Here is a 24,401-nt window from a genome sequence, read left to right on the forward strand (position 1 = left end):
AAGACCTGCGTCCCCGAGAGCTATGGCAGCAAACTTGTCAGCTCATTTTTGGATGGGCTTCTCGACAAGCTCAAAGAACAGCCTGTCGGGCGCGCGCTCATCATGCCTGAAGCCCGTCAGCTCTGCGGCAAGATCGAGAGGAATGTCGAAAACGGAGTCGACTCCTGAGCGTTTGGAATCTTCTTTATCCTGTTTTGAAAAGGCCGCCTGCCTTAGGCTTTCAAAGGATGTTGGGAGATCACCTGTGGTATGAAGGTCCCTGACGTTCTTGTCGCCGCTATGCCATACTCTCCAGATGTTCTTTCCGCTGCTCCAAAGTTCGGCGCGAGCGAACATCGCATGTTCTTCTATGTGCACGACGACCATTTCCCTGCCCTGCGAGAACGCCGACAGATAGCTGTCGGGAGGATTGGGAAAGCTGCAGTAGCCCAGGATGATAATCGCCCAATTCTTTTCGCTGCGATAAGCGTTCACCGTGGCATCGAAATCTTCCGACGAACTACCGACTTCCCTGCCGAACAAGGCTGCGGCTTCCTTGATCCCGTAACCGCGGAAGCCAAACCAGCTTATCGAGAAGCCCACGTGCCTACTCCGCCGCCACCAGCCCAGCCATCTCGCGGTTCTTCATCAGCTTGTAGACAATTGAATCCATGAGCGCCTGGAACGAAGCGTCGATGATGTTTTCGGAAACCCCGACCGTCCACCAGCGCGCACCGGTGCCGTCATGAGATTCGATCAGCACGCGGGTGATGGCCTCGGTGCCACCATTGAGGATACGCACCTTGAAGTCGGCGAGCTCGAGGTCGACGATCTCGCTCTGGTATTTGCCGAGGTCCTTGCGCAGCGCGATGTCGAGCGCGTTGACCGGGCCATGCCCTTCGGCGACCGACATCTTCTCCTCGCCGTCGACCTCGACCTTCACGATCGCTTCGGAGACCGTCTTCAGCTGACCGTTGGCGTCGAAGCGGCGCTCGACCATGCAGCGAAACGAAGTGACGTTGAAGAATTCCGGCAGGCCATGCAGCATCTTGCGAGCGAGTAGCTCGAAGGACGCATCGGCGCCCTCATAGGCATAGCCCTCTGCCTCGCGTTCCTTAACCACCGCAATCAGCGCGTCGAGCCGGTGATCGTCCCTGGGCACGTCGATACCGCGTCGCTTCAGCTCGGCGAGGAAATTGGCCTTGCCGCCCTGATCGGAGACCATGACGCGGCGGCGGTTGCCGACGGATTCGGGGGGCACATGCTCATAGGTCGCCGGCTCCTTGGCCAGTGCGGAGGCATGGATGCCTGCCTTGGTGGCGAAGGCCGAGGCGCCGACATAGGGCGCCTGCGCTTCCGGGGCGCGGTTCAGCAATTCGTCGAAGGCACGGGACAGTCTGGAGATGCCCGTCAGCGCCTCGGTCGAAATGCCTGATACAAAACGATCGGCAAAGGCCGGCTTCAACGCCAGCGTCGGCACGATCGAGATCAGATTGGCATTGCCGCAGCGCTCGCCAATGCCGTTCAGCGTGCCCTGGATCTGACGCACCCCGGCCTCGACGGCGGCCAACGAATTGGCAACCGCCTGGCCGGTGTCGTCATGGGCGTGGATGCCCAGATGATCGCCCGGTATGCCTGATGCGATGACCTTGTCGACGATGACGCGTACTTCCGAAGGCTGCGCGCCGCCATTGGTGTCGCACAGCACCACCCAGCGTGCGCCGGCATCATAGGCGGTCCTCGCGCAGGCCAGCGTATAGTCGGGATTGGCCTTGAAGCCGTCGAAGAAATGCTCGCAGTCGACCATTGCCTCCTTGCCCGAAGCGATTGCCGCTTCGACCGAGGCCTTGATCGAGTCAAGGTTCTCCTCGTTGGTGCAGCCGAGCGCGACGCGGACATGATAGTCCCAGCTCTTGGCGACAAAGCAGATGGCGTCCGACTTCGACTGCACGAGGGCAGCAAGGCCGGGATCGTTGGACGCCGACACCCCTGCCCGCTTGGTCATGCCGAAGGCGACGAATTTGGCCCGTGCCGTGCGTTTCTGCTGAAAGAACGCAGTGTCAGTCGGGTTGGCGCCGGGATAGCCGCCCTCGACATAGTCCATGCCGAATGCGTCGAGCAGTTTTGCAATCGCGATCTTGTCCTCGACGGAAAAGTCGATGCCCGGCGTCTGCTGACCATCGCGCAGTGTGGTGTCGAAGAGATAGAGGCGTTGCTTTGTCATGGCTGCGTGGGTGCCTGCGCACCCTCCTCTGGCCCGGAGGCCGATGTCATTTCTTTCCTGCGAACTTGTCCGTTGCCCTGATCAACTGATCGAGAATACCGGGCTCCGAATAGGCATGGCCGGCACCTTCGATCAGATGAAAATCGGCCTTCGGCCAGGCCTTGTGCAATGCCCAGGCGTAATGCGCCGGACACGGCATGTCGTAGCGTCCGTGGACGATGGTGCCGGGGATATCGCCGAGCTTGTGCGCATCGCGCAGCAACTGTCCCTCTTCCAACCAGCCGGCATGGACGAAATAGTGGTTTTCGATACGGGCAAACGCGATGGCAAAGTCGTCCTCGCCAAACTTGCCGCTGGTCTCCGGCTCCGGCAGCAGTGTGATGGTTTCGCCTTCCCACAGGCTCCAGGCGCGAGCCGCTTCCAGTTGCGCCTTACGATCCGAACCAACCAAACGCTTCCGGTAGGCGGCCATCATATCACCGCGCTCAGCTTCCGGAATCGGGGCTACGAAACGCTCCCACTTGTCAGGGAACATCTCGGACACGCCGAACTGATAGTACCATTCGAGTTCCGCACGGGTCAGCGTGTAGATGCCGCGCACCACCAGTTCGCTGACCCGGTCAGGATGGGTCTCGGCATAGGCGAGCGCCAGCGTCGAGCCCCAGGAACCGCCGAACACCTGCCATTTGTCGAAGCCGGCCATCTCGCGCAGGCGTTCGATATCGGCAACGAGATGCCAGGTCGTGTTGGCTTCCAGCGAGGCGTTCGGCGTCGACTTTCCGCAACCGCGCTGGTCGAACAGGATGACATCATAGAGCTTTGGGTCGAACAGCCGCCGGTGCTTTGGTGAAAAGCCGCCGCCTGGCCCGCCATGCAGGAACACCGCGGGCTTGGCGCCCTTGGTGCCGGACCGTTCCCAATAGATCTGATGGCCGTCGCCGACATCAAGCATACCGGAATCGAATGGTTCGATTTCGGGATAGAGGGTACGCAATTGACTGCTCATAGCTGCAAACCTTTGGTCGGCCAGTCGGCCGTTTCGTGGTCGGGATGCTGGAAGGAGATGATCTGCTCTTGCCTGGTGTAGAAGTCGGGATCCTGATGGACGGGCTGATCGAAGATCGTCTCCACCCAGGGCAGCCGCGCGGCATAGTTGACCTGGATTTGCGGGGCAAGGTCCGAGCGGTCGTCAAATGCGCCGATGGCGATCTCCAGCCCGCCGGGCTGGCGATAGGTCAACGGCGTGCCGCAACGGGCGCAAAAGCCGCGATCGATGTTGACCGACGACTGGAAATAACTCGGTTCCTCGTGGGTCCATTCGACACCATCCTTGGGTACCGTCACCAGCGCGCCGAAAAACGAGCCGAACTGTTTCTGGCACATGCGGCAATGGCAGATGGACGGGCGTCCGAGCGCCCCCTTGATGCGAAAGCGCACGGCGCCGCACTGGCAGCCCCCGGTTCGGACAGTTTCGGTCATGTTTTTTTCTCCGGCGGCCATTGGTCGGTATCGTGGTCGGGATGCTGGTAGGAGACGAGATCGGCGAGGTATGGAGCCGACGACATGTCGGCCATCGTGTCCTCGCCAGGCAGGTCCGGAATGGTGTCGACGTAGGGCAGTTTTGCCTCGGTGCCCCACTGCATCGACGGTACGATTTCCGCAGGATTGTCGAACGCACCGATGGCCAGCCCGACACCATCCGGTGCGGTGAAGGTCAGCGGTGTGCCGCAATTGGCGCAAAAACCGCGATCGACATGGCTCGATGAGCGGAAATATTTCGGCTCGCCACGCGTCCAGTCGAGCCTGGCGCCGCGCACCGACACCAGCGGCGCGTAGAACGAGCCGAACGCCTTCTGGCACATGCGGCAATGGCAGACCGATGCGTCGCCAAGCGCGCCCTCGACGCGGAAACGGACCGCACCGCATTGGCAGCCGCCGGTATAGATCGGCCGGTTGTCGAGGCTCATGCCCGCCTCCAAATCATGGGTTCACTCCGGCGCATGGCAGACGGCCTCGACATTGTTGCCGTCGGGATCGAAGACGAAGGCACCATAGTAATTCGCATGATAGTGCGGGCGCAGACCCGGTCCGCCATTGTCCTTGCCGCCGGCGGCAAGAGCCGCGGCATGGAAGGCTTCGACTTCGGCACGGCTACGCGCGGTGAAGGCGACATGCTGATGGGCCTTCTGGCCATCCTTGCCTTCCTGCAACCAGAACACCGGCCGATCACGGCCGTAGCCGCCAACCTTGGCACCGCCGGTGTACTCCAGCGGCACCATATAAAGCAGCGAGGCACCAAGCGGCGCCATTGCCTTGTCGTAGAAAGCCTTCGAAGCGTCGAAATCGGCAACGTCGATGCCGAGATGGTCGATCATCTTTTTACCTCCCAGGTGGTGATGCGTTCTCCAGTGGCCGGATCCTTGCCGTCCTTCAACTGCACGCCTTGCGCCAAAAGGTCGTCGCGCACACGATCGGCTTCGGCCCAGTTCTTGGCAGCGATGAGCGCGAGACGATTGGCGATTGCCTTGGCGACCTTGTCCTCATCGACCTCTGCCGAGGCCACATCGAAGCCAAGGAACAGCAGCGACGCCTTTAGTGCAGCGGCAGCCTCGTTGCCCTCAGTCGCTTCGCCGGCCAACTGCGTCAAGACCTGGAAGGCAGCGTAAGTGGCGAGGTCATCCGACAGCGCATCGATGATCTCCGCCGGCAACTGCCCGGCCACTGGTGCCAAATCCGCCGCGCGTTTCCATTTGCGCAGCGTGTTCTCCGCCTCCTCCAGCTTACGCACGGAAAAGTCGATCGGCTCGCGGTAGTGCGTCATCAACATCGCCAGCCGCAGGACATCGCCCGGCCACCGGCGACCGCCAAAGGTCTCGGTCTCCAGCAGCTCGTGGATCGAGTAGAAATTGCCGAGGCTCTTCGACATCTTCTGCCCTTCGACCTGCAGGAAGCCGTTGTGCATCCAGACATTGGCCATGACTGATGTGCCGTGGGCGCAGCGCGACTGGGCGATCTCGTTCTCATGGTGTGGGAAGATCAGGTCGAGGCCGCCGCCATGGATGTCGAACACCTCGCCGAGATAGGCTGCCGACATTGCCGAGCATTCGATGTGCCAGCCTGGCCTGCCCCTGCCCCAGGGCGAATTCCAGCCCGGCTCTTCCGGCGACGACAGTTTCCACAGCACGAAGTCGCCGGGGTTTTTCTTGTGGGCGTCCACCGCGATGCGGGCGCCGGCCTGCTGCTCGTCGAGATTGCGCTTCGACAATTGCCCATAGTCCGGCATCGATACCGTGTCGAACAGCACTTCGCCTGCGGCGACATAGGCATGGCCGCGTTCGATCAGGCTTCGAATCAAGGTGATCATGTCGGCCTTGCCGTCGGCGCGCGGCTCGACGAATTCCGTGGCGCGCGGTTCGACCGTCGGCTCCAGGCAACCGAGCGTGGCGACATCCCGGTGGAACTGGTCGGCGGTCTTTTCGGTCACCCGCCGTATCGCTTCGTTAAGCGAAAGCGTCCCCGAAGCGATCTCGCCACCGAAATCACGCAGGGCGCGCGCATTGATCTTGTCGTCGACGTCGGTGATGTTGCGCACATAGGTGACATGCGTCTCGCCATAGAGATGACGCAGCAAGCGAAACAGCACGTCGAAGACGATCACCGGCCTGGCGTTGCCGATATGGGCGAAGTCGTAGACGGTCGGGCCGCAGACATACATGCGGACATTCTGCGCATCGATCGGAACGAAATCCTGTTTCGTGCGCGTCAGCGTGTTGTAGAGGCGCAGACCTTGCGATGCGTCGGACATTCCATGCCTTCCCGGTTCAGAACTTAATCTGGATGGAGCCAAGCCGCGCCGAGGCGCATCCGGACTCCAGCCTGCTGGCCGGGGCGTTTGTCCAATCTGGGGAAAGATGAGGCGAAAACGTCCGGACCAGCGCGAGGCTAGCCAATAATGCAAATGCCACAAATGGCGAAAGACGTTTTCATGGGCGGCTTTATCGCCTTGGTCAGTGTTGCCGTCAAGCCGCTGATCCCAGGAAAAACGTCGCCGGAACTGGCAAACTCGTCGCTCGATCACGCGGAATCAGCCAGTGAAACATTTTATTAAACATGTCGGCACAGTCATGAAACATTCGCCCGCTAGATCACCAGACGTCACGATTTGGTCGGAATCAGTCATCAAACCCAGACACGAAAACGTTACCAGGGAAGAGAATATGTCTCGAAGCAAGCAAGAAGCCAACCGCGCCAATCAACCGGCGCTGGCCAACCACTATCGCGCAATCGGCCCGGCCGCGATCGTCGCTGCCCTTCTTCACACCGCGAAGAAGAAGAAGCCGGCACCCAAGATCGTATCGCCCCGCGCTGCCTGAAGCGATGTGCGACCGGCGCCAACGGCGCCGTGCATGAGGCGCTCATCCACGCCTCCAGATAACAGCTTCAGTCTTTTGCTGAGCATGATCTTTCCCGAAAACCGGGGCCACTTTTCGGGATCATGCTCTAAAACAAAGTCATCTGACTGTCGTCCGCGCCGGACTTCTGGCGCTTGACCTTTTCGGGCTCCGGCCCGATCTCGCCCTTTTCCTGAATCTCCGGTCCAGTGTTGGCGACCTTGTTGACGAGATCGGACACGGGGATAGCCTCGAAGAAATCGAGTTGTGCCGGCCGCAGCAGGTTGGCGACATCGCGCGGCTCGAGCGTACGGCAATCCAGCCAGCGGGCGAAATCCCTGGGATCGATCATCACCGGCATCCGGTCATGGATATGAGCGATGTCGGCATTGGCGTTGACCGTCAGGATCGCGCCGGTGTCCATTTCCGAGCCGCCCGGCTCGGCATAGGTCTCGATCAGGCCGGCAAAGGCGACCAACCCGCCATGCCTGGGTCGGATCCAATAGGGTTGCCCCTTCTTGCCCCCTGTCTGCCGCCATTCATAGAAACCTGACGCCGGCACCAGTGCGCGGCGATGGCGCATGGCAGCCTTGAACGAGGCCTTTTCAATTGCGCCTTCGGAGCGCGCGTTGAACAGCAGCGGAAACTCCCTGGTGTCCTTGACCCAGGCGGGAATGAGTCCCCAGCGCACCAGCATCGCCTGCCGGTCCGGCAGATTGGAACCCGGCGCCCGGGGAACCCCGGCGGTCGCCATCAGCACAGGCTGCGTCGGCGCGATGTTGTAGCGAGCCGGAAAATCCTCCAGCTCGGCCAAGCCCAGCAAGGCTGCGGTCTGATCCGGCGTGGCGGTCAAGGCAAAGCGTCCGCACATGATCGATTGTGCCCTTTGAACAATTCGGATTGAAAGTGGCGATCGAACTGGCGTTGCGCAACCGCTAAAGCTTCACCATGCTGCGTGGTCCACAACAGACCTGCCTCCAGTGAACCGATCGAGAACAAATGAACGCAGCGCGCAAGACACTTCCGGCAGTCTCGGTCGCCGTGGTGCGTGGCGACACCGTGCTGCTGGTCAAGCGGGCACGGCAGCCCTCGCAAGGGCTCTATGCCTTTCCGGGCGGCAAGGTCGAGGCCGACGAAACGCTGGAGGATGCGATACGGCGCGAACTGCTGGAAGAGACCGGCTTGATGGCCACCAACTATCGCCCGCTGCGGGAAATCCACATCGACGGCAGGGACGACAGCCACCCGGTCGACTACCGGCTGACGGTGTTCGGTGCCGACTATGCCGGCGGCGAGGCCGTGGCCAGCGACGATGCCGAGACAGCCGCTTTCTATACGCTGGGCGAGATGGCGGCGCTGCCGCTTGCCGGTTCGGTGTTCGCGGTGGCCGAGGAACTCCTCGGTCCGCATTCAAACACCCCGACCCGGCCCTGAAAATCGCCTTGCAGACGACAAATTGTTTCGTCACAAAGGCTTACATTATCTGGCCAGCCATAACGGCCTAGGCAGAGAAGCCTATGAACCGTCCGTCAATACTCCTCGCCATTTGTCTCGCCGTCAGCACGGCCGTCCCCGCGCGGCCGGCACTCAGCGCCGAATCGCCGTTCGAGCCGGGACTGATGCGGCTGGCAGAGGTTCTGGGGTCGCTGCATTTCCTGCGCAATCTGTGCGGCGAGAAGGGCGACCAGTGGCGTGGCGAGATGGAGAAACTGCTCGATTCGGAAAATCCCGACCCGGAGCGCCGCGCCCGTTTCATTGCCAGCTTCAATCGCGGCTACCGCTCCTTCGGCGGCACCTATACCCAATGCACCGCTTCGGCCACCGAAGCCATCAGCCGTTACATGAAGGAAGGCGAGACGCTGTCGCGCGATATCGCCTCGCGCTACGGCAACTAGGCATCCGCCAACAGATATCCGCATCCGAGCCACCTGCGACCGACATATCCTGCTTGTGCCGGGCGATTTCTTGGTGCAATCCTGATGTGGCACTTCTGCAACAGTATTAACGAAACATTACCGCGCAGATGCGGAATTAACTCAAACTGAAGGTTTTCGCCCCGCAGGCCGGTCTTATCGGCTAAGTTTGAGCCGAATTGAATGAAGCTTCGCCAAGCGCAGTCGGCTTTTGTAAAGAACGATCAAAAAAATGTCGTATTTACAAATACTTACTTGAGGCTGCGTGTAAACGGAACAAATCAAGCCTGATCCGCTGATGGATCGCCGCTTGAAAGGGTGGACATCGCTTATGGAACATGCTGCCAACGACATCGACGCGCTGGTCCGGGAAGAAAAGCGCCTGACGGCGGTGGAGAGCCACAGCGAAGCCTGGGCTGAGGGGCTTTCGGCCGGCATCGAGCCAGAGATCATTGCCGAGGCGGCGCTCGAGACCGCGTTCGGCGAAATGTTGCGCGCCAATGGCGAGACCTCAGCTCTTGCCCTGCTCGACCGCATGCGTGAAAAGGTGATTGGTGGTGCCTTCGAACCTGAGCGGCTGCGGCACTGAACCCATATCCGGTTCTTTGACGATCCAGTGCCGTTCGGGCATCATGCCCGTGAGCAAGGAGATACGGGCAGTGAATTTTCCGATGTCAGGCGGGCCGAAGGGCCTAGTCCTCTACATCCGCCTCGCCGCTTGCTGCGCGGCGATTGCCTTGCTGACGTGCCTTGCCAGCAGCCCTGCCTATGCGCTGAGTGAGATCAAGCGTGAGGAGCTTCCAGCTCCTGTCACACCATCCACGAATGGCGAAGCACCGGGAACCTCGATTCCCATGCCTGACCCGGTGGGCAGGCCGCCCTCGACCAGCCAACCGGCTGCTCCGGACGCCGAGCCCGAAGGTCCATCGGACAGCGGCAGCAACAGGCCGCGCGTCGATCCGGAGACGCCCGCGCCGGAGGTCGTCTACGACCTTGGCAAGCTGCCCGAGCCCGTGCGGCGCATGCATGACCTGATCATCGAAGCCTGCAAAAGCGGCGACATCGAAAAACTCAGGCCCTTGATCGGCAAGGGCGACAGCATGACCCAGCTGTCGCTGACCGACATTGACGGCGACGCCATCACCTTCCTCAAGGGGCTCTCGGGTGATCCGGACGGCCAGGAGATCCTGGCCATTCTGGAAGAGGTGCTTAGTGCCGGTTATGTCCATGTCGACGCCGGCACGCCGCAGGAGCTCTATGTCTGGCCGTATTTCTTCGCGCTGCCGCTGGACAAGCTCGATGCCAAGCAGCGCGTCGAACTGTTCAAGATCGTCACTGCCGGCGATTTCGACGATATGAAGCAGTTCGGCGCTTATATCTTCTACCGTGTCGGCATCACACCCGCCGGTCAGTGGACATTTTTCGTCGCTGGGGATTAAGCGGCTTACCCTCCACGAGGGAAAGCAACGAAGGCTAGGCAGGCAACGCCTCGGAAAACTCCACCGCCCTGCCCTGACTTGGCGTGACGATTTCGCCTTCCCACATGATGCTGCGGCCACGAATGACGGTGCCGACCGGCCAGCCGGTGACTTGCTTGCCATCGTAAGGCGTCCAGCCTGCCTTCGAGCCAGCCTGGGCATTCGTGATGGTCTCGCGCCGCTTCATGTCGACAATGGTAAAGTCGGCATCGTAGCCGGCGGCGATGCGGCCTTTTCTGGCCATGCCGAAAATGCGCTGCGGGCCGTGGCTGGAGAGATCGACAAAGCGCTGCAGGGTGAGCCGTCCCGCATTGACGTGGTCGAGCATGATCGGCACCAGCGTCTGAACGCCGGTCATACCGGAGGGCGAGGCCGGATAGGGTTTTGCCTTCTCGGCCAGCGTGTGCGGCGCGTGATCGGAGCCGAGCACGTCGACGATGCCTTGCGCAATGCCATGCCAGACGCCGTCGCTATGGCGGGAGGCACGCACCGGCGGGTTCATCTGGATCAGCGTGCCGAGCCTGGGATAGTCGTCGGCACTCAGCGTCAGATGGTGCGGCGTCGCCTCGCAGGTCGCGACGTCCTTATGCTGTTCGAGGAACAAGATTTCCTCCGCGGTAGAGATGTGCAGGACGTGGATGCGGGCGCGGGTCTGTCTGGCGATGCGAACCAGCCGTTCAGTGCAGCGCAAGGCGGCGATCTCATCGCGCCAGACCGGGTGCGATGACGGATCGCCCTCGATGCGTTCACCGAGGCGCTCGCGCAGCCGGAACTCATCCTCGGAATGAAAGGCAGCCCGGCGGCGGGTATTGCGCAGGATCGAGGCGACGCCTTCGTCATCCTCGACCAGCAGGTCGCCGGTGGACGAACCCATGAAAACCTTGATGCCGGCAGCTCCCGGCAACCGCTCGAGTTCGCCGACGTGCCTCGCATTCTCACGGGTTCCGCCGACCCAGAAAGCAAAGTCGCAATGCATGCGATCACTGCCACGCCGAACCTTGTCGGCAAGCGTTGTCTCGCTGGTGGTCAACGGGTTGGTGTTGGGCATCTCGAACACGGCGGTGACGCCGCCAAGCACCGCCGCCCGCGAGCCCGTTTCCAGATCTTCCTTGTGCTCCAGCCCCGGTTCGCGAAAATGCACCTGACTGTCGACGACACCCGGCAGGATGTGCAGGCCACGGCAGTCGATCGTCTCTCCGGCCGAGGCCTGGCGGAGATCGCCTATTGCCGCGATGCGCCCGTCCCTGACACCGATGTCGCGGGCACCTTCGCCGTCATGATTGACCACAATGCCGCCTGTCAGGATGAGGTCGTAGGTCATGGCCATGCTCTCTTGCGGGGGGAGTGTCAGCGGCTTACGTAATGACCAACCGTTTTGCAAGATCAGGCTTTTATCCGTCCCATGCCCTTTGCCCTGCTGAAAGACCGCACCCTCATCTCCGTCTCCGGCCCGGATGCCGAGCACTTTCTGCAAAACATCCTGACCACCGATCTCGACGCGCTGGCTGCCGGCGAGGCCAAGCCCGGCGCACTGCTGGCGCCGCAAGGCAAGATCCTGTTCGACTTCCTGATCTCGCGTGCCGGTGAAAACGCCTTCCGGCTCGAATGCCGTGCCGACATTGCAGATGATTTCGTACGCCGGCTGATGCTCTACAAGCTGCGCGCCAAGGTCGAGATTGCCAAGTCGGAACAAGTGCTTGTCACCCTTGTGTGGGGAAAAGAGTCAATCGCCTCAGAAAATGATCCAACTGGGGTTGCCGACAGGCGTTTTGCCGATGAAAGCGTCGCGCGCTCCTATGCCGGCACCGCAGATACCGGCGACGTCACCGCGTGGCAGGCCTTGCGCATCGCCAACGGCATTGCCGAAAGCGGCGCCGACTATGCATTGGGCGATGCCTTCCCGCATGACGTGCTGCTCGACGAGACGGGCGGTATCGGCTTCAGGAAGGGCTGCTATGTCGGGCAGGAGGTCGTCTCGCGCATGCAGCATCGCGGCACGGCCAGGCGGCGCGTGCTGATTGTTCAGGCCGGGCTTCCCCTGCCCGCTTCGGGCACCGAGCTTACGGTCGAGGGACGGCCGGTCGGCACGCTCGGCTCGAGCGCCGGGGCTACCGGGCTTGCCATTGCCCGCATCGACAGGATCAAGGCAGCGCTGGACGCCGGCCAGCCGATCCTGGCGGGCGACATACCGGTGACTGTGACCATTCCCGCCTGGGCCAAATTCGGATTTCCTCAGGAAGCCGTTAGCGCGGAGGAAGCCTGATGGCGGCGGATCGTACCGGCGCGCCGCCACGCGCCTGGCAGCGCATGCTGTCCGGCCGCCGGCTCGATCTGCTCGACCCCTCGCCGCTCGATATCGAGATTTCGGACATTGCGCATGGACTTGCCCGCGTCGCGCGCTGGAACGGCCAGACCAGCGGCGAGCATGCGTTTTCAGTCGCCCAGCATTCGCTGCTGGTCGAATCGCTGTTCAACGACCTGGTACCCCAGGCTTCGGCCGCCGACCGGCTCGCGGCGTTGCTGCACGATGCGCCTGAATATGTCATCGGTGACATGATCTCGCCGTTCAAATCGGTGATGGGCGGCAGCTACAAGGACTGTGAGTTGCGCTTGCAGCGCGCCATCCATCTGCGCTTTTCGCTGCCGCCAGAGCAAGCCGCTGCTCTGCGCCGAGACATCAAGCGCGCCGACCAGATCGCCGCCTATTTCGAGGCAACGCTGCTTGCCGGCTTCTCGACCGCCGAGGCGACCGAGTTCTTCGGCCGCCCGCGCGGTTTTTCCGCCGAGCGCTTCGACTTCACGCCCCGCTCGGTAACCTGGGCGCAGAATGCCTTTCTGAAGCGATTTTCGGCGATCGAGAAGTCCCGGCACCAGGTTTCGACGCCGGCGGTTGGGTAGAAAAACGCTAAATTAACCGGAAACGTCAACAGTGCGATGTTCGATCTCGCACCGCAGGCGCGCCTGATGCCCGTCGTGGATGTCAAGGATGGTTCGGTCGTCCCGGAGCGGGTTGCCGAAGGCGTGGAGCGCTCGCGCCGCATGGAAGACGAACTTCGCGAACAGAACCAACGCTTTTCAGCCGCTGTCGAGAACATGTCGCATGGCCTGTGCATGTTCGATGCCGACGAGCGCATGATCATCTGCAACGGCAACTACATCAACATCTTCTGCCTCGACGCCAAGCTGATGCGACCGGGCATCCGCTTCATCGACATCCTGCGGCACAGCGTCGACATCGGCATCGCCTCGCAAAGCGCCGACGAGCTCTATGCCATCCGCAAACCCTATATCGACCAGGCGAAGCCCTCGACCTACGAAGAGACGCTGTCGGATGGTCGCATCATCAACATCTCGCACCGACCGCTTGCCTTGGGCGGCTGGGTCTCGATCTACGAGGACATCACCGAACAGCGGCGCGCCGAGCAGGATCTCAAGGAGCAGCACCGCCGTTTCGACGCGGCACTCGCCAACATGTCGCAAGGCCTGCTGATGTACGACGCGGACGGCAGGATGATCGTGCGCAACCGGCGTTTTCTGGAGATCTACAACGTCACCGCGGCGGACTTTCCGCTTGGAACCACGCACCGCGACGCCCTCGAACGGTTGCTGGAACTCGGCATCTATACGAAGATCGACGTCGACAGCGAGGTCGCCAAAACCGAAGCCTACCTGGCAGCTGCAAAAATTCATTCGGCCTATCGCTATCTTACCGACGGCCGGACGGTTCTGGTCACCCGCCGGCCGATGAGCGGCGGCGGCTGGGTGGTGACCTTCGACGACGTCACCGACCGCCGCCGCACCGAAGAGCGCATGATCCATCTTGCGCATCACGACACGCTGACCGGACTGCCCAACCGCTCGATGTTTCGTGAGCGGCTGGACCTTGCGCTTGAGGACGCCGCGGCCACGCCGTTGGCAATCTTCTCGCTTGATCTTGATCGCTTCAAGGTGGTCAACGATACTTGGGGCCATCCTGCCGGCGACTGGCTGTTGAAATGCGTGGCCGAGAGGCTGCAGCGCTGCCTGCGCAATGAAACAGACATCGTTGCCCGCTTCGGCGGCGACGAGTTCGTGGTCATACAGTTCAATTCCAGCGGCATTGCCGATGCTGAAAAACTGGCGAAGCGCATCGTCGAGGCAATCGCCAAACCGTTTCGTGACAAGAGCCGGGAGATGCATGTCGGCATCAGCCTGGGCATTGCCGTTTTTCCCGACAATGGCAGAGATGCCGACACGCTGCTGAAAAACGCCGATACGGCGCTCTATCGGGCGAAGAGCGAAGGGCGCAATCTCTATCGCTTCTTCGAGCCCGCAATGGACGCCATGGTGCAAGCCCGCCGGGCGCTCGAGGTCGACCTCGAGGCCGCACTGCCACGCCAGGAATTCGAACTCGATTTCCAACCCATCATGAACATCGCCTCCGGCGAGATCAGCGGTGCGGAGGCCTTGATGCGCTGGCATTCGCCAGCACGCGGCATTGTCGCGCCGGACGCATTCATTCCGGTCGCCGAAGAAACCGGACTGATCGTGCCGCTTGGCGAATGGGCGCTGAGGAAAGCCTGCACGGCGGCTGCAAGCTGGCCTCCCGGCTTGCGCATTGCCGTCAATGTCTCGGCCGTGCAGCTCAAAAGCGGCGGGTTTGCCCGCAGCGTCATCTCGGCGCTGGCCTTTTCTGGCGTACCGGCCGGGCAGCTGGAGCTGGAAATCACCGAAACCGTGCTGATGGACGAGAGCAAGGCGGTGCTCAAGACGCTGCGACAATTGCGCGAACTTGGCATCCGCATCGCGCTGGACGATTTCGGCACCGGCTATTCCTCGCTCGGCTACCTCAGGCGTTTCCCTGTCGACAAGATCAAGATCGACCGTTCGTTCGTTCGCGACATGGGCAATCGCCACACGGCGGCGATCGTTCGCACCATCATCGGGCTCGGCACCGAGCTTGGCATTGTTGTCACCGCCGAGGGCGTCGAAACCGAGCTGCAACTCGACATGCTGCGCGACAATGGCTGTGTCGAGGCGCAGGGTTATCTGATCGGCGTGCCGTCCAAGGCGGCGGACATCCGGCGCCTGTTGAAGTCGCGTGCCTCGCACAGCCTGACCGGCTGATGGCGTCGGCGCAAGTCAGCGCAGCGTCTCGATATACTTCTCATGGAAGCTGACATAGCCGGGCTCGACCACCCTGAGATGCCGCTCGATCAGCGCGTGAAACCGCGGCAATTGGTGAAACGGCACACCGGGATAGGCATGATGCTCGGCATGGAACGGCATGTTCCAGGCCAGCTTGCGCACCACCCAATTGGTCAGCGTGGTTCTCGTGTTCTCCAGCATGTTGGCAACGAACGGACAGCGGCCGTGCTCGGCCAGCAAATAGAGGCGCAGAAAGGGCTGCCCGAGCAGTGCGGGAATGATCCAGACATAGAGAAGCACTGTGAGCCGGAGATACACGGCGAGCAGAAGGACGACAGCGTAGAAGGCAATCATGGCGCGTGCCTCGGCTCGTGCCTTGGGTCGGCCTTTCGGCGGCACATAGCTTTCCTGGCTGCCACCAACTGCATTGGCGTAGAGCGTCCTGAGATGGCCCCACCACAGCGGGATGCCGGACACATGCACAAGATACTGCCGCAGCGTTTCCGGTTTGGGAAAGGCCAGTTCCGGATCGTTCTCAGGATCCTGCGTGTATCGATGATGGGCGAAATGGAAATAGCGGAACCAGTCGGCCGGCAGCGCGAGTGCCAGGCTGCACACCCGCGCCACGGCATCGTTCAGCCATTGCCTCTCGAACGCGGTGCGATGAACCGTCTCGTGCAGAAGCGTGAACAGGAACACGATCAGGATGCCTTGCGGCAGCATCAGCAGCGGCCAGAATGGCACTCTCGCGGCGATCAGCGATCCAATGACCACAATCGCGCCCCAGTGGGCGCCGAGCTGCAAGAGACCCGCGACATCGGATTTGGCGGTCAGGCGACTGCGCTCTTCAGGGGTCAATGAGGCGATTATGTCGCGATGGTCCATCGGCTTCGATCCAGGCTGGCGATTTGATGGAACCCACCCTAGTCGGTGAAAAAGCTTTCCAAAAACGACGATTCCTGCAATTTAGATAAGCTTACCTTATCTATCTGGCGATCATGGTCACATCTCCGTCCCTGAAAGGACTTCAGGCTTTCGAGGCCGCGGCACGCGCAGGCAGCTTTGCCGCGGCGGCGGAAGAGCTTTCAGTCTCGGCCGCCGCCGTCAGCCAGCTTATCCGTACCGTCGAGGAACAGATGGGGCGCAAGCTGTTTCATCGGGTCAACCGCAAGGTTGTCCTCACCGAGGCCGGCGTCGAGATGCTGCCACGGCTGACCATGGCCTTCCAGGAAATCGGCAGTGTCTCACGCGAACTGGGCGGTGACGCATTTCGCCCGCGCCTGGTGGTTTCGGTGCCGCCATCCATGGCCATGGGCTGGCTTTCGCAGCGTCTGGCCGGCTTCGTCGCCAGCCATGGCGCCGCCGACATATCGCTGCGCGGCGATGACGACCCGGTGCCGTTCGACCGTGAACTGATCGACATCAGGCTCTCCTACGGTCCGCACTATCGCGAGCACCCGACCGAGGACATCGTCCGGGACGCCGTCTATCCCGTCTGCGCGCCAACGCTTGCCAGCGCGGTCAAGACGCACCGCGGTCCACTCGCCGGGCTGCCGCTGATCCACACCGACTGGGGACCGACCGGCGCCTCGTTTCCGTCCTGGCGCAACTGGTTCGAAGCGGCCGGCATCGAGCCTGGCCGTGCAGTGCAGCGGGGGCTGTCGGCCAATTCGTCGCGCGCGGCACTCGACCTTGCCATTTCAGGACTGGGCGTGGCGCTGGCGCAAGGGATCTATTGCGCCGAGGCGCTGGAAGACGACCGGCTGGTCCGGCCTGTCGCCAAAGCCATCGCACTGCGCCAGCCCTATTGCCTGACCATCCCGGAGCGTAGCGCCAGGCGCGATGTCGTAGCGGCGTTCCGCGCCTGGCTGATCGAGGAATGCCGGCACACGGTGGGCTCACCGGCGCTCCGTTGAAGACTTGCGGCTCAGAAAGATGGGCGGCCATGCCGCCCACTTAGAGATGGGCGGCCAATGCCTCGACCATGTCCTTGTTCGTCGCCACGGGAATGATCTCGAATTCCACCAAGTCGGCCCATTCGATGACCCAGCGCTGCAACAGCGTGACATCATCGGCTTCCACCAAAAGGAAGCAGCGGCTCATATCCGCCGCGATCCAGGAGTGGTGCACGACAAGCTCGTCCGGCTTCAGCCGGCCACGCTCACCGAAGCGGCGATAGATCTCCTTGCGATCGCAGCCGGTGAAATCCTCAATGACGATGAACTGCATAGTCTGCCCTCAATTAAATCAACGTCCCGGCCGGTCGAGCCGTTCGAGGAACCATTGTGTCAGCCGAACCCAGACCTCGTCCTTCTCGCCGGAATCCTCCCAGCCATGGTCGAGATTGGGGTTGTCGTTGACCTCGATGACGAAGACGCCGTCCTTGGTCTCCTTGAGGTCGACGCCGTAGAGGCCGTCGCCGATGCAGCGCGCCGCCTTGACCGCCGTTTCGACGACATGGGGCGGCGTTTCCTTCAGCGTGAAGGTCTTGATGCCGCCCTGGTCGGGCTTGCCATTGGCCTTGTGGTTGACGATCTGCCAGTGCTTCTTGGCCATCAGATAGTGCACGGCAAACAGAGGCTGGCCACCGAGCACGCCGACGCGCCAGTCATATTCGGTGGGGATGAACTTCTGGGCGATCAGGAGGTCGGAATCCTCCAGCCATTCCGTCGCAAGCCGTGTGAGTTCCTCCAGATTCTCGCATTTCTTGACGCCGCGCGAGAAGGACGAATCCGGGATCTTCAGCACCAGCGGAAAGCCCAGTGTCTGTGCAGCCAATTCGAAGTCGGAGGTGCCGGCGATCATCACCGTCGGTGGCACCGGCACCTTGTTGTAGGCCATCAACTCGTTGAGATAGACCTTGTTGGTGCAACGGATCATCGACAGCGGATCGTCGATGACAGGCATGCCTTCCTGCTGGGCGCGGCGGGCGAACCGATAGGTATGGTTGGAGATCGAAGTCGTCTCGCGGATGAACAGCGCATCGTAGTTCGCGAGCTTGGCCAGATCCTTCCTGGTGATGGGTTCGATTTCGACGCCCATCTTTTCGGCGATCTTGGCCCAGTAACGCAGCGACGAGATTTGCGACGGCGGCAATTCCTCATGCGGATCGACCAGCGTGGCGAAGGTGTAGCGCGCCGGCGTGCGGCCCTTGGTGTCGCGCCACTCGCGGTTGGTGTAGGTCTCCAGGCACTGGATGAAGCTCTTTTCCTCATCCTCGGTCATCCGCGCCAGCGGATGGAAGCCGATCTTGCGGATCGAGGCCCACTCGGCGCTGTCCTTGATATGGACTTCGAGCGCAGGCGCCCGGAACCAGTCGAACAACAGCTTGGCGAAGCGGTCCCACACCTTGGACGGACCGATGCCAAAGAAGATGCAGACCTTGGCCGGAAAGGCGCCGCCGAGATCCTTGCGGCATTTGTTCAGCGCCAGCTCCAGTTCCGGCAACGCGTTCTCGTAGAGTTTGCGTTCCGACAGGTCGATCATCGTCTCGACGGTCGGGATGACCTTGTGGCCGCGCGAACTCGCCAGCAGCGAGGCATAGTAGCCACGGCTCTGATAGGCGTAGTTGTTCGACAGGTTGATGACCTTCGGCCGCTGGCCGCGAAACAATGAGGGATGCGCGAGATAGTCGCGATTGGTGATGATCTTGTGCGGTGTCGCCACCTGGTCGAGATCGCTCTGCCGGCCGGTAAGGATGACCCAGGTCATTGTGTGTCGCGCTTCCCCAGAGTGATGGCGGCGCGCAGTCCGTCGCGGCCGAACTGCGCCATGTTCATGAAGATGCCGTAGGGCACGGGAATGTTGGCGGCATCAAGGATGGTTTCCTGCCTTTCGTCCTCGACCCAGGGATCGTGGATCAGAATATGGTCGCCATCATCGCCAATGGCCAGCACCCAGTGCGGCACCTTCTTGCCAAACATCAGGAAGCCGCTGATCAGCACCAGCACCAGTTTTCCGCCAGCGATCGCGGTTCTGATATCATCGATGGTGAACGGGCGGTAATTCACCGGGATGCCGTAAAGTTCCGCACGGCGGCGAAAGTCGACCTGGGCCAGCTCCATCACCCGGCGCTTGTCCTCGCTGCGCACCGACTGCAGGAACAGCGCGCCATAGAAGGAAACGAAGATCTCCGCCGCGAGCCCGCTCTCATGCCCCGAGACGGCGAGGCCAAATGGCTCACAGCCACCCGGTCCCGACATCATGAAGACGGTCGTCGCTTCGCGCCAGAGGCGGATTTCCATCACCGGGTCGGGCACGAAGCCGCGGTCGAAATTGGCCATGGCCATCATCAGGCAGCACGGGCCGCAAGTGAACTCGCAGGTCTGCTGATAGAACGGCACCCGGGTGGCGATCGGAACGTCGCCGCGCAGGGTTTTCTCATAACGAAGCGCCGTTGCGCCGTCCTCGTAATAGCCCGGCTCACGGCCGATCTTGCGGTAGCCGGCCTGCTCGTAGATGCGGATGGCTCGGCTGTTATCCTCACGCACTTCGAGACGCAGCATCATGCGGTCGTGTTCGAAGGCCGCCTCTTCCGCCGACGCAAGCAGCATGCGGCCGACACCCAGCCCGCCGAAGAACGGACCCGTGGCTATGGAGTAAAGCCGCGCCACCCCACTGCCCTTACGAAACAGCACGATCGCGTAGCCGGCGACGCGGCCATCGACTTCGGCGACCAGCGTCTCAGCGGTCTCGCGTTCGATGAACAGACGAAAGGAGCGACGGGAAATGCGGTCGCTCGAGAAAACGGCTTTCTCGATGGCGGCGAGATCATCGACGTCAGACGCGCGGGCCGTGCGGATCTCGGCAGGCATGCGACTTGAGAAAACCTCGATTGGGTTGCGGAAACGGCCCGGTCAAAAGCGTCGCAAACACCGGCCGAAGCGCCGGTATTCATCAAGCGCTATCGCTCCTTGATTAGGGCCGAATTGTGACAGTTTCCGCCGCGGCAGGGAAGCGCACCGGCTTTGAACAGGATCGCTGTTTTGAAGAGCCGACGACGACGAAAATTGTGGCCAGCTCAGCTTGCAAGGCCTGCCATAAGCTGGCCGTAAGCGCTCTTGGCCACGACCGCCAACTGCTCGCGCGGCAGCGAGCCGACGACGGCGCAGCCATAGCCCTTGTCCAGCCAGTAGACGGCCTGCGGGCCGTCCTGCGCCGAGGCATAGGTGCCCTTGGCGTTCTGCGTCGATTCCGCGGTGACGAAAAGGGATATGCGCTCGCCCTTGTCGTCCTCGTAGAGCAGCATCGCGGCCTTGCTTTCGCCGGCTGGCAGCAGCCGGCCACCGACCAGCTGAAAACCGTTCGCGGTCAAGTCCGGCGCCACCAGCTTCAAGCCGACCCGATTGGACAGCCAGGTCTGCAGATGATCCTTGTCGCTGGCCGGCACTTCCACCGCATGCCGCTTCTCGGCGGCGTAGATGACATGGGCGGCGATCGCCTGTTCGGCGAGCTGATCCTCCGCCGGGTTCTCCTGGCCGACGCCGTCAATGCCGGCAAAGTAGCCGCCAAATCCGCCGGTGGCCAAAAGCACGGCAGCGGCAGCGGCAAGCCACCAGCGCGAACGCGGCACTGCTGCCTTGACCGGTGCTTCGCCGAGCACCACCTGGCGCAAGCGTACTGGTACAGCCTCGTCCAGCACACCGGCAAAGGCTGCGCGCAACGCCTCCCGGTCGGCAGTGAAGCGGGCGCTTCTGGCCTTCATCTCGGGATTGGCTTCGAGCCAGGCATCATAAGAGGCACGCTCATCGGCCGGCAGCTCGCCGTCGAGCGCCATGTGGATGTCACGTTCGGAAAAATCGCGGCGGATCATTTCTCGACGATCCTTATCGCACGGCGGCGCGCCGTATCGTCCAGCAAGCCACGCAATTCCTCACGCCCGCGCGCAATGCGCGACATCAGCGTGCCGGCGGGAACACCCAGAATGTTGGCGGCCTCGGCATAGGAAAAGCCTTCGATGGCAACCATGACAAGGGCCGCGCGGCGATCGGGGCTGATCGCCTGCAACGCGTCGATGATCTCGCGCGAGGCGATGCCCTCCAGTTGCTCGGCAGGCTGGGCCACCCCCTCGCCCGCCTCCAGCGGCAGCATTGCCGTTTCGCCGCGGCGGTTCACCTTGCGCATCTGGTCGATGAACAAATGATGCATGATCGTAAACAGCCACCTCCTGGGGCTCTCTCCTGTCTGCCAGTTGTCGAGCCGCGTGAGTGCGCGCTCGAGGCAGTCCTGAACGAGGTCGTCGGCAGAATCGCGATCGCGCACAAGCGAGCGAGCGTAACGACGCAGGCGCGGTATTTCGCCAAGGATTGCTGCCTTCTTTTCGTCCATGACCGCTGGTTCTGAGGTCGCCCTTGTAAATCCCAATTGAACGCGCCTTCCCGGCGCGACGCAAGCGGCCAGCGCGAAGCGGTCCGCCGCCCCGGTCACCCAAGCAATGAGATAACGCTGGTGGGTGCCGGTTTATTCCCGGCTCATTAAACTGTCGTCATCCCTGCTCGCTGACCGACATTTTCTCCTTCGCTGCGCGCGTCAAAAGCCGCTGATAGAAAAGGCCGATGCCGATCAGCACGGTGCCAAGCCCGATGAAGGACAGTGCCCTGAGCACGCCTTCCAGTTCCGACATGTCGAAGAGGAAGACTTTCACCACCGCAATCGCAATCAGCGCTGCCGAGGCGATACGCAGCACCTGCGATTTCAGCCAGACGCCGGAGGTAAGCAACACCACGCCGATGACCAGCCAGAGCGCCGAATAGGTGTAGGTCTCCAACTGGCCAAGTCCGCTCCACAGACCGATGAACTCGCCCTTGAACAGGCGACGGACCGACAGTGTGGCATAGGCGAAAGCAAGCACTGCCGCCACCAGCGCCAGCATCTGCGCATACCATTTCGGCCGCTTGTCCCTGGCAAAGAGTGCCAGCCCGCCGGCCGCGACGGCCGGCAGCAGATAGGCTAGGAACAACAGGTTGAACACCGGGATGCGGCCGGTCGATTCGTCGGTAAGCAAAGGGTTCAGCTGCAGGAAATGCTGGAAGACGATGAAGGCAACCGAGAGCACACCAGCGGCCATCGAGCCGTAGCGCAGCACCGAGCTTGGCGAGCGCATGTCGATGGCGACCAGTATGGCGCCGGCGCCGATGGCGATCAGCGTGTAGATCGCCTGTTCGGCGAGCGTCACGGCGCCTGTGTCGATGACACCGCCATGCATGGCGTGGCGCACCAGCATGGCGACGGTGAGCAGCGCGAAAAGTGCTGCACCCGCCTCCATGGCAAGGCGCGGCCGGCCATTGCCAGTTATTGGTAGTGCGGGGGTAGTGCGGGCGAGCTGCCACGCGGCAAGGCCGAAGGCCAATGCCGGGACGCCGTAGCCGGGCAGCAGCCAGTTGAACACCGGTGTCGTCGACAGGAATTCGGCGCCGACGATGGTCGGGTCGAAAGCGACGCGGCCAAGCACGGCGATCACCGCGCCGACCGAAATCCAGCCGAGCACCGGATAGGAGCGCCAGCGGGTGGCCAGCGCCGGCACAATCGCCGCGGCACCAAGCAGAATGGTGGTCCAACCGGAATCGAAAGCCATATGCAGCATCAGGAGGCCAGCGATCGCCGCGCCCCCAAAGGCGAATGAAACAGCCACGCCGCCCTTGAGCGGCGGCTCTTCCGCTCGTGCGATCCACTCGCCACCGGCGGCAAAAACCACGACCAGCAAAGCAGCGACCGCGGCGTAGGCAAAATCACGGTCGAGATTTCCGTAAGTGAGCCACAGCGCCAGCAGGATGACCAGCGGCGCAGCGATGCCCCATGCCGCCCAGCAGGCCGCACGGATCCGCGCCACGGCGGCGAAACGGCGGGCGGCCCAGAAACCGGCACTGACGAAGACCAGGCCAAGACCAAGGCCGATGCGCAGCGTCAAGGCATTTCCGGCCGCCACCTGCAGGCCGTCAAAGCCTATGTTGCCCTGGGACAAATCGGTGCCGATGGTGGTGGGCGGAATGATGCCGAGATAGATCATCACGCTCACCACCCCGGCGGCGTGCAGCAGTGGCAAGGCGCGCGGCCGGTAGAGTGCGGTGGCGACAAGGGCGACGAGGACCAAGGCGCCCGGCAAGGCATCGCCGGCGGCAACAAGTGTGGAGTCGACGGACAGGCCAAGTGCCGAAAATGCAACAAAAACGCCGGGAACGATCGATGGCCAGTCGAAGCCCGTCTTTGCAGTTTCCGCTCCGCCGTCTCGACTCCCCAGCCAAACAAGAGCAAGCACCGCCAGCGTCACCGCGTTGATGAACAGGATGACGGCAAGGTCGGCACCGGGCGCGTTCATCATGTAGGCGATGGTCCAGGCGCCGGTGCCGAAGAAGGCGGCTGCCATCAGGAATTTCCAGTCGCGCATGCGCGCGATCACCGCCGTGGCGGCAAGCACGATGGCGAGATAGACGAACAGCGCCCATGGATTTGGCGCCTGCGATGACACAAGCGCCGGCGTCGCCATCGAACCGACGAGGCCGATGCCGGCCAAGGCCTGACCGTGGACGAGAGCAGCGACAATCGTCGCCACGCCGATGGCGCCGAGCACGGTGAAGGCGAAGGCCGGGCCGACGAAACCGTAAATGGCATAAGCGGCGTAGACTGTGCCGAACAGGATGAAGGCGCCGGCCGCGGTCAGGATGGCTGGAATATAGGCGCCGGCGACACCTTGCACCGGCACCTTGAAGCCGGTGCGACGGATGAACTCGCCGCCGGCGATCAGGACGAGCCCGAGCAGCGCTGCCATGGTGAGCCGCACGCCGGGGCCGAAAATGCCGGCCTCGATGGTGTAGCGGATCAGGAACAGCCCACCCAGCGCCAGCGCGATGCCGCCGACCCAGACCGCCCAACGCGTGCCAAGCGCTGTTTCGACGTCGGACTGGCGGGCAGCTTTGGCCGCTGCGGCGGGCTTGGCAGGCTCCGCCACAGCCGGGGCTGCCTCGCCAGCCGACGACGGCCCGGACACAACCTCAACGGCCTCCGTAGCCGGCGCTTGCGCGGCCATCGCCGGCTCGCCAGCCACCGGCGCCGCGATTTCGGCCGCTGCCACAGCTACCGGGTTCGCATCGGCCGGCTTACCTTCGGTGACGGCTTGTTCGGATGGCTTGGCCGCGGGCGGCACCACGCCTGAAAGGACAAGGCTGCGCAGTGCGCCAAGTTCGCGCTCGATCAGGCCGATGCGGCCCTGCTGGCGCGAAATGATGACGAACAAAGCGATGATGGCGACAAGGCCGATCAGGCTCTCAAACATGGCGGTTCCCCCAAACCAGGC

26 protein-coding genes are annotated in these 24,401 nt (G+C 62.4%); 10 read left to right on the plus strand and 16 right to left on the minus strand.

What is annotated here, in order from left to right:
- Nucleotides 1–42: 42 nt before the first annotated feature.
- Genes EB235_RS26440 through cysS form a run of 7 tightly spaced genes read right to left on the minus strand, consistent with a single transcriptional unit; the run spans nucleotide 43 to nucleotide 6,008 of the window.
- Nucleotides 43–582: a hypothetical protein gene (locus EB235_RS26440; protein WP_027034449.1), complete on the minus strand. Its 540-nt coding sequence runs from the start codon at nucleotides 580–582 to the stop codon at nucleotides 43–45.
- A 4-nt stretch (nucleotides 583–586) separates the two neighbouring features.
- The gene (gene cimA, locus EB235_RS26445) at nucleotides 587–2,203 is read right to left on the minus strand and encodes a citramalate synthase (protein ID WP_027034448.1); all 1,617 of its coding nucleotides are present in this window, start codon (nucleotides 2,201–2,203) and stop codon (nucleotides 587–589) included.
- Between the two features lie 46 nt (nucleotides 2,204–2,249).
- The gene (pip, locus tag EB235_RS26450; RefSeq protein WP_027034447.1) at nucleotides 2,250–3,209 is read right to left on the minus strand and encodes a prolyl aminopeptidase; all 960 of its coding nucleotides are present in this window, start codon (nucleotides 3,207–3,209) and stop codon (nucleotides 2,250–2,252) included.
- On the minus strand, nucleotides 3,206–3,682 hold the full coding sequence (locus EB235_RS26455; RefSeq protein ID WP_027034446.1) for a GFA family protein: 477 nt from the start codon (nucleotides 3,680–3,682) through the stop codon (nucleotides 3,206–3,208). Before EB235_RS26455 ends, pip begins: the two co-directional genes overlap by 4 nt.
- Nucleotides 3,679–4,170, minus strand: coding sequence for a GFA family protein (locus EB235_RS26460; protein WP_027034445.1), 492 nt, complete (start codon nucleotides 4,168–4,170; stop codon nucleotides 3,679–3,681). Before EB235_RS26460 ends, EB235_RS26455 begins: the two co-directional genes overlap by 4 nt.
- A gap of 21 nt (nucleotides 4,171–4,191) precedes the next feature.
- Complete coding sequence (locus EB235_RS26465) at nucleotides 4,192–4,578, minus strand: VOC family protein (RefSeq protein ID WP_027034444.1); 387 nt, start codon at nucleotides 4,576–4,578, stop codon at nucleotides 4,192–4,194.
- On the minus strand, nucleotides 4,575–6,008 hold the full coding sequence (gene cysS / locus EB235_RS26470; protein ID WP_027034443.1) for a cysteine--tRNA ligase: 1,434 nt from the start codon (nucleotides 6,006–6,008) through the stop codon (nucleotides 4,575–4,577). Before cysS ends, EB235_RS26465 begins: the two co-directional genes overlap by 4 nt.
- Before the next feature lie 162 nt (nucleotides 6,009–6,170).
- Here cysS and EB235_RS26475 point away from each other — a divergent pair, with 162 nt between their 5' ends.
- Both EB235_RS26475 and EB235_RS26480 read left to right on the plus strand, forming a co-directional pair.
- On the plus strand, nucleotides 6,171–6,311 hold the full coding sequence (locus tag EB235_RS26475) for a hypothetical protein (RefSeq protein ID WP_167334841.1): 141 nt from the start codon (nucleotides 6,171–6,173) through the stop codon (nucleotides 6,309–6,311).
- 109 nt (nucleotides 6,312–6,420) lie between these two features.
- A complete protein-coding gene (locus tag EB235_RS26480) occupies nucleotides 6,421–6,576 on the plus strand; it encodes a hypothetical protein (RefSeq protein ID WP_080680992.1) in 156 nt (51 codons plus the stop codon).
- A gap of 127 nt (nucleotides 6,577–6,703) precedes the next feature.
- On the opposite strand, the gene EB235_RS26485 is transcribed toward EB235_RS26480, so the two are convergent.
- A complete protein-coding gene (locus EB235_RS26485; protein WP_027034442.1) occupies nucleotides 6,704–7,465 on the minus strand; it encodes an SOS response-associated peptidase in 762 nt (253 codons plus the stop codon).
- A 128-nt stretch (nucleotides 7,466–7,593) separates the two neighbouring features.
- Here EB235_RS26485 and EB235_RS26490 point away from each other — a divergent pair, with 128 nt between their 5' ends.
- From EB235_RS26490 to EB235_RS26505, 4 genes are all read left to right on the plus strand, one after another.
- Nucleotides 7,594–8,028: an NUDIX hydrolase gene (locus EB235_RS26490; protein ID WP_027034441.1), complete on the plus strand. Its 435-nt coding sequence runs from the start codon at nucleotides 7,594–7,596 to the stop codon at nucleotides 8,026–8,028.
- A gap of 83 nt (nucleotides 8,029–8,111) precedes the next feature.
- Nucleotides 8,112–8,489, plus strand: a complete 378-nt coding sequence (locus tag EB235_RS26495; RefSeq protein ID WP_027034440.1) for a TIGR02301 family protein — start codon at nucleotides 8,112–8,114, stop codon at nucleotides 8,487–8,489.
- Between the two features lie 349 nt (nucleotides 8,490–8,838).
- Complete coding sequence (locus tag EB235_RS26500) at nucleotides 8,839–9,096, plus strand: hypothetical protein (protein WP_027034439.1); 258 nt, start codon at nucleotides 8,839–8,841, stop codon at nucleotides 9,094–9,096.
- 70 nt (nucleotides 9,097–9,166) lie between these two features.
- The gene (locus EB235_RS26505; protein ID WP_027034438.1) at nucleotides 9,167–9,946 is read left to right on the plus strand and encodes a hypothetical protein; all 780 of its coding nucleotides are present in this window, start codon (nucleotides 9,167–9,169) and stop codon (nucleotides 9,944–9,946) included.
- A gap of 34 nt (nucleotides 9,947–9,980) precedes the next feature.
- Here the strand turns inward: EB235_RS26505 and EB235_RS26510 are convergent, their stop codons facing one another.
- Complete coding sequence (locus EB235_RS26510) at nucleotides 9,981–11,312, minus strand: dihydroorotase (RefSeq protein WP_027034437.1); 1,332 nt, start codon at nucleotides 11,310–11,312, stop codon at nucleotides 9,981–9,983.
- 75 nt (nucleotides 11,313–11,387) lie between these two features.
- Between EB235_RS26510 and EB235_RS26515 the strand changes: the two genes are divergently transcribed.
- The 3 genes from EB235_RS26515 to EB235_RS26525 all read left to right on the plus strand — a co-directional run bounded on the left by EB235_RS26515 (nucleotide 11,388) and on the right by EB235_RS26525 (nucleotide 15,091).
- The gene (locus tag EB235_RS26515) at nucleotides 11,388–12,248 is read left to right on the plus strand and encodes a YgfZ/GcvT domain-containing protein (protein WP_027034436.1); all 861 of its coding nucleotides are present in this window, start codon (nucleotides 11,388–11,390) and stop codon (nucleotides 12,246–12,248) included.
- The gene (locus EB235_RS26520; protein ID WP_027034435.1) at nucleotides 12,248–12,883 is read left to right on the plus strand and encodes a YfbR-like 5'-deoxynucleotidase; all 636 of its coding nucleotides are present in this window, start codon (nucleotides 12,248–12,250) and stop codon (nucleotides 12,881–12,883) included. The genes EB235_RS26515 and EB235_RS26520 overlap by 1 nt, the downstream gene beginning before the upstream one ends.
- A 66-nt stretch (nucleotides 12,884–12,949) precedes the next feature.
- Complete coding sequence (locus tag EB235_RS26525) at nucleotides 12,950–15,091, plus strand: putative bifunctional diguanylate cyclase/phosphodiesterase (RefSeq protein ID WP_027034434.1); 2,142 nt, start codon at nucleotides 12,950–12,952, stop codon at nucleotides 15,089–15,091.
- Between the two features lie 15 nt (nucleotides 15,092–15,106).
- Here the strand turns inward: EB235_RS26525 and EB235_RS26530 are convergent, their stop codons facing one another.
- The gene (locus EB235_RS26530) at nucleotides 15,107–15,997 is read right to left on the minus strand and encodes a fatty acid desaturase family protein (protein ID WP_027034433.1); all 891 of its coding nucleotides are present in this window, start codon (nucleotides 15,995–15,997) and stop codon (nucleotides 15,107–15,109) included.
- Nucleotides 15,998–16,110: 113 nt separating this feature from the next.
- On the opposite strand from EB235_RS26530, the gene EB235_RS26535 reads away from it, so the two are divergent.
- On the plus strand, nucleotides 16,111–17,028 hold the full coding sequence (locus EB235_RS26535; protein ID WP_027034432.1) for a LysR substrate-binding domain-containing protein: 918 nt from the start codon (nucleotides 16,111–16,113) through the stop codon (nucleotides 17,026–17,028).
- A 40-nt stretch (nucleotides 17,029–17,068) separates the two neighbouring features.
- On the opposite strand, the gene EB235_RS26540 is transcribed toward EB235_RS26535, so the two are convergent.
- From EB235_RS26540 to EB235_RS26565, 6 genes are all read right to left on the minus strand, one after another.
- Nucleotides 17,069–17,341, minus strand: coding sequence for a DUF3303 domain-containing protein (locus tag EB235_RS26540; RefSeq protein WP_027034431.1), 273 nt, complete (start codon nucleotides 17,339–17,341; stop codon nucleotides 17,069–17,071).
- Nucleotides 17,342–17,359: 18 nt separating this feature from the next.
- A complete protein-coding gene (locus EB235_RS26545; protein ID WP_027034430.1) occupies nucleotides 17,360–18,823 on the minus strand; it encodes a RimK family protein in 1,464 nt (487 codons plus the stop codon).
- On the minus strand, nucleotides 18,820–19,926 hold the full coding sequence (locus tag EB235_RS26550; protein ID WP_027034429.1) for a peptidase C39 family protein: 1,107 nt from the start codon (nucleotides 19,924–19,926) through the stop codon (nucleotides 18,820–18,822). The genes EB235_RS26545 and EB235_RS26550 overlap by 4 nt, the downstream gene beginning before the upstream one ends.
- A 206-nt stretch (nucleotides 19,927–20,132) precedes the next feature.
- Nucleotides 20,133–20,924: an anti-sigma factor family protein gene (locus EB235_RS26555; protein ID WP_027034428.1), complete on the minus strand. Its 792-nt coding sequence runs from the start codon at nucleotides 20,922–20,924 to the stop codon at nucleotides 20,133–20,135.
- The gene (locus EB235_RS26560) at nucleotides 20,921–21,439 is read right to left on the minus strand and encodes a sigma-70 family RNA polymerase sigma factor (RefSeq protein ID WP_027034427.1); all 519 of its coding nucleotides are present in this window, start codon (nucleotides 21,437–21,439) and stop codon (nucleotides 20,921–20,923) included. The genes EB235_RS26555 and EB235_RS26560 overlap by 4 nt, the downstream gene beginning before the upstream one ends.
- A gap of 157 nt (nucleotides 21,440–21,596) precedes the next feature.
- The gene (locus EB235_RS26565; protein ID WP_027034426.1) at nucleotides 21,597–24,380 is read right to left on the minus strand and encodes a DUF2339 domain-containing protein; all 2,784 of its coding nucleotides are present in this window, start codon (nucleotides 24,378–24,380) and stop codon (nucleotides 21,597–21,599) included.
- Between the last annotated feature and the right edge of the window lie 21 nt (nucleotides 24,381–24,401).

Origin of the sequence: Mesorhizobium loti R88b, assembly GCF_013170845.1 — a bacterium.
Classification (GTDB): Bacteria; Pseudomonadota; Alphaproteobacteria; order Rhizobiales; family Rhizobiaceae; genus Mesorhizobium; species Mesorhizobium loti_B.

Coding starts and splice junctions, on each gene's coding strand:
- EB235_RS26560 (WP_027034427.1), bottom strand. CDS start 21,439: ATGGACGAAAAGAAGGCAGCAATCCTTGGCGAAATACCGCGCCTGCGT.
- pip (WP_027034447.1), bottom strand. CDS start 3,209: ATGAGCAGTCAATTGCGTACCCTCTATCCCGAAATCGAACCATTCGAT.
- EB235_RS26485 (WP_027034442.1), bottom strand. CDS start 7,465: ATGTGCGGACGCTTTGCCTTGACCGCCACGCCGGATCAGACCGCAGCC.
- EB235_RS26540 (WP_027034431.1), bottom strand. CDS start 17,341: ATGCAGTTCATCGTCATTGAGGATTTCACCGGCTGCGATCGCAAGGAG.
- EB235_RS26525 (WP_027034434.1), top strand. CDS start 12,950: ATGCCCGTCGTGGATGTCAAGGATGGTTCGGTCGTCCCGGAGCGGGTT.
- EB235_RS26550 (WP_027034429.1), bottom strand. CDS start 19,926: ATGCCTGCCGAGATCCGCACGGCCCGCGCGTCTGACGTCGATGATCTC.
- EB235_RS26460 (WP_027034445.1), bottom strand. CDS start 4,170: ATGAGCCTCGACAACCGGCCGATCTATACCGGCGGCTGCCAATGCGGT.
- EB235_RS26490 (WP_027034441.1), top strand. CDS start 7,594: ATGAACGCAGCGCGCAAGACACTTCCGGCAGTCTCGGTCGCCGTGGTG.
- EB235_RS26545 (WP_027034430.1), bottom strand. CDS start 18,823: ATGACCTGGGTCATCCTTACCGGCCGGCAGAGCGATCTCGACCAGGTG.
- cimA (WP_027034448.1), bottom strand. CDS start 2,203: ATGACAAAGCAACGCCTCTATCTCTTCGACACCACACTGCGCGATGGT.
- EB235_RS26500 (WP_027034439.1), top strand. CDS start 8,839: ATGGAACATGCTGCCAACGACATCGACGCGCTGGTCCGGGAAGAAAAG.
- EB235_RS26520 (WP_027034435.1), top strand. CDS start 12,248: ATGGCGGCGGATCGTACCGGCGCGCCGCCACGCGCCTGGCAGCGCATG.
- EB235_RS26475 (WP_167334841.1), top strand. CDS start 6,171: ATGGCGAAAGACGTTTTCATGGGCGGCTTTATCGCCTTGGTCAGTGTT.
- EB235_RS26515 (WP_027034436.1), top strand. CDS start 11,388: ATGCCCTTTGCCCTGCTGAAAGACCGCACCCTCATCTCCGTCTCCGGC.
- EB235_RS26455 (WP_027034446.1), bottom strand. CDS start 3,682: ATGACCGAAACTGTCCGAACCGGGGGCTGCCAGTGCGGCGCCGTGCGC.
- EB235_RS26510 (WP_027034437.1), bottom strand. CDS start 11,312: ATGGCCATGACCTACGACCTCATCCTGACAGGCGGCATTGTGGTCAAT.
- EB235_RS26480 (WP_080680992.1), top strand. CDS start 6,421: ATGTCTCGAAGCAAGCAAGAAGCCAACCGCGCCAATCAACCGGCGCTG.
- cysS (WP_027034443.1), bottom strand. CDS start 6,008: ATGTCCGACGCATCGCAAGGTCTGCGCCTCTACAACACGCTGACGCGC.
- EB235_RS26535 (WP_027034432.1), top strand. CDS start 16,111: ATGGTCACATCTCCGTCCCTGAAAGGACTTCAGGCTTTCGAGGCCGCG.
- EB235_RS26555 (WP_027034428.1), bottom strand. CDS start 20,924: ATGATCCGCCGCGATTTTTCCGAACGTGACATCCACATGGCGCTCGAC.
- EB235_RS26465 (WP_027034444.1), bottom strand. CDS start 4,578: ATGATCGACCATCTCGGCATCGACGTTGCCGATTTCGACGCTTCGAAG.
- EB235_RS26530 (WP_027034433.1), bottom strand. CDS start 15,997: ATGGACCATCGCGACATAATCGCCTCATTGACCCCTGAAGAGCGCAGT.
- EB235_RS26565 (WP_027034426.1), bottom strand. CDS start 24,380: ATGTTTGAGAGCCTGATCGGCCTTGTCGCCATCATCGCTTTGTTCGTC.
- EB235_RS26495 (WP_027034440.1), top strand. CDS start 8,112: ATGAACCGTCCGTCAATACTCCTCGCCATTTGTCTCGCCGTCAGCACG.